General features: G+C 64.5%; 3 protein-coding genes and 1 pseudogene (1 of these 4 running past the window's edge). All 4 read left to right on the plus strand.

The window, feature by feature from the left end; genetic code table 11:
• Nucleotides 1-904, plus strand: part of the annotated coding region (locus GQE99_RS01250; protein ID WP_235917059.1) for a Gfo/Idh/MocA family oxidoreductase (this coding region is incomplete at its 5' end). Its footprint begins 22 nt before the window's first position; 904 of its 926 annotated nt are in view.
• Between the two features lie 105 nt (nt 905-1,009).
• Complete coding sequence (locus GQE99_RS01255) at nt 1,010-1,747, plus strand: ABC transporter substrate-binding protein (RefSeq protein WP_161349763.1); 738 nt, start codon at nt 1,010-1,012, stop codon at nt 1,745-1,747.
• A 12-nt stretch (nt 1,748-1,759) separates the two neighbouring features.
• Entirely contained in the window at nt 1,760-2,206 is a 447-nt protein-coding gene (locus tag GQE99_RS01260) for a hypothetical protein (protein WP_161349764.1), read from the plus strand.
• A gap of 114 nt (nt 2,207-2,320) precedes the next feature.
• Nucleotides 2,321-3,276, plus strand: a pseudogene (locus GQE99_RS01265) (aldehyde dehydrogenase family protein); the annotation flags it as partial.

Below are 3,276 nucleotides of genomic sequence, written 5' to 3' on the forward strand. Positions count from 1 at the left end.
TAAACACATTCTCGTCGACAAGCCCTTGGCAGTCACGCTCGACGATGCCGATCGGATGGTGAAAGCGGCCGAAGACGCCGGCGTCCACCTGATCGTGGGACCAAGCCACAGTTTCGATGCGCCGATCCTGCAGGCGCGGGCGATGATCGATAGCGGCACGCTGGGCGCCGTGCGCATGGTGCAGGCCTTCAACTACACGGATTTCCTCTACCGGCCCCGCCGACCCGAAGAGTTGCGCACCGAAGAGGGCGGTGGCGTGTTGTTCAGCCAGGGCGTCCACCAGATCGACATCGTGCGGTTACTCTNTGTCTCGGCGATGACAGGGGCCTGGGACCCGGGGCGTCCGACGGAAGGCGCCTACTCCGCCCTCATGGATTTCCATGGCGGCGCCTTCGCCACTCTGACCTATTCGGGATACGCCCACTTCGACAGCGACATCTGGATGAACAATGTGGCCGAACTCGGTGGCGACAAGTCACCGGAAGGCTACGGCCGCGCCCGTAGGGCGCTCGAGGGGCTCGACGCCGAGGCTGAGGCTCGCCTCAAGACCACGCGGACCTATGGCGCCGGAGACGCCCCGCCGACTGCGTGTCACCATGAACATTTCGGCCCGGTCATCGTGCTCTGCGACCGGGGTGACCTGCGCCTCACTCCCGACGGTGTGGAGGTTTTCGGCGACTTCGCGCGGCACTTCGAGGAGACGCCGCTGAGCACTGTCCCGCGCGAGACAGTGATCGATGCGCTGGTGGCCGCGGTGCGGCGCAACAAACCTCCGGCGCAGACGGGGCGCTGGGGGCGGGCGAGCCTCGAAGTTTGCCACGCAATCCTGCACTCGGCCGAAACCGGCGTGGCGGCCGAACTCACGCGCCAATGCGGAATTTACCAGGAGGAGATGACACCTTGAGCGACCTGACCCTTTCCCTCGCCATGGGCAACTACGACCGGACCCGGGCCATCGTCGACGGTCGCGTCAANCGCACGCGGTGACCCGCACTACGTTGCGGTCCCGGTGTTCCTGAGCCGGGCCTTCCGCCACACCTCGGTCTACATCCGCACCGACAAAGGCATCGAGAAGCCGGAAGACCTGAGGGGCAAGCGGATCGGCATCGCCGAATATCAGCTTTCGGCCAACGTCTGGGTGCGTGGCATCCTAGAGGAAGACTTCGGCGTGCGTCCGTCGGACGTCACGTGGGTGCGCGGCGGCATGGACACGCCGGGCCGTCCGGAGAAGATCAAGGTCGACCNGCCGGAGGGTGCCACCTTGAACGGCATGCTGGAAGCGGGCGAGATCGACGGGTTCATCGGTCCGCGCTGGCCGCGCTGCTTTGCCGAAGGGCATCCACACGTTGGCCGGCTGTTCTCCGACAGCGTGAGCGCTGCCGAAGATTTCTACCGACGGACCAAAGTGTTCCCGATCATGCACGTGCTCGGAGTGCGCCGCACCCTGGCGGACCAGCACCCTTGGCTTCCCGGCGCTCTGCTCAAGGCATTCTCGGAATCGAAGAAGCTGGCGCAGGACGCGCTGCAGGATACTTCGGCGACCAAGGTCACCATGCCCTTCGTCGAGGATAACCTGAACCGTGCGCAAGCGCTTATGGGGCAGGACCCCTGGACCTACGGCGTCGTTGGCAATGCGCACGTGCTTGAGAAGTTCCTTGGCTATCACCACGCGCAGGGACTGTCGCCGAGACGCGTTTCGGTGGACGAACTGTTCCATCCGTCGACGCAGGAAGCCTACAGCCTTTGAAGGGGGTGCAAGATGAGTGAACTGAAGCCCGGAGACGTGCTGGAAATCACCACCGACGGCGGACTTGCTTACGTGCAGGTCACGCACATGCATCCGAGTTACCCGCCAGTGGTTCGCGCGCTGGACCGGCTCCACGAAGATCGACCCGCGGATCTTGGTACCCTGGTCGCGGGTGAGACCCGGTTCATGGCCATGATCCCGGTCGACCGGGCGCTGGCGCAGGCTGGCGCCGCGTGCAGTTTCGTGGAAAACGTCGCCGTGCCCGAGGCATACGGCGCGTTCCCTACCTTCCGGATGCCGATCCGCGACAAGCAGGGCGAGATCGTCTACTGGTGGTTCTGGGACGGGCGCGGGCTGTCATACGACGCCGAACTGGACGCCGAGCAAGCCAAGTTGCCGCTGCGTGAAGTGATGTCCGGAAAGCGTTTCCTGCAACTCTTGAGCGACATGTCGGTCTGAACCGGCAGAGACGTCGTGGCGACGTCCACGACCGCCGATATGGCACGATACGACAAATTCATGGGCGCGGCTTCTGGGAGAGGGGCGCGCCGACAAACGGGGAGGAGACCTGTGATGGGCGAGTCATCGCGCCTCGATATAGAGGCATCGCTGCCGAAACACCGTGATCTCTATTACGGTGGGCGCTGGCACAAGCCGAGCGCGGGCGGTTACGAAGACACGGTGAATCCGGCGACCGGCAAAGCCTTGGCGCCTGTCGCCGTGGCGACTCAGGCCGACGTCGATGCGGCCGTGGTTGCTGCGGATGCAGGCTTTCGCGAATGGCGCGATGTCGCACCGCTGGAGCGGGCCCGAATTCTCAAGGAAATCGCCGCGCGGCTGCGCGAACACGNGGGGGACGCGGGCGTCGCTGCCGCGCAAATGGAATTCTTCGCCGGCCTCGTGACCGAGATGAAGGGAGACACGATCCCGATGGGCCCCGATCGGGTGAACATGACCACGCGAGAGCCGATGGGCGTGGTGGCGCGTATCCTCGCATTCAATCATCCGTTCATGTTCTGTGGAGGCAAGATGGCCGCGCCGCTGGCGGCAGGTAATGCGGTTATCATCAAGCCGCCGGNTGGAAATCGTCGAGGACTTGCTGCCCGCTGGCGTTTTTTCCGTTCTGCCGGGTGGCACGGAAGCGGGTGCTGGTCTGGCTGCGCATCGGGATGTCGCCAAGGTGACCCTGATCGGATCGGTGGGCGCGGGCCGGGCCGTCATGCATGGCGCCAGCGACACGATAAAGCCGGTGCTTCTCGAACTTGGCGGTAAGAACGCTCTGATCGCCTATCCGGACAGTGATCCAGACAAGGTGGCGGACGCGATCGTCGCGGGGATGAACTTCGGCTGGTGCGGCCAGTCCTGCGGTTCGACCAGCAGAGCGTTCCTTCACGACGAATTGCACGACGCCGTGGTCGAGCGGCTGGCCGATAAGGTGAAGCGCTTCAAGCCTGGCATTCCCACCGAGGAAGGCACCACGATGGGCTCGCTGGTCAGCAGGGCGCATTTCGACCGGGTCATGGGCTTCA

It is taken from the genome of Maritimibacter harenae (genome assembly GCF_009882975.1).
Classification (GTDB): Bacteria; Pseudomonadota; Alphaproteobacteria; order Rhodobacterales; family Rhodobacteraceae; genus Maritimibacter; species Maritimibacter harenae.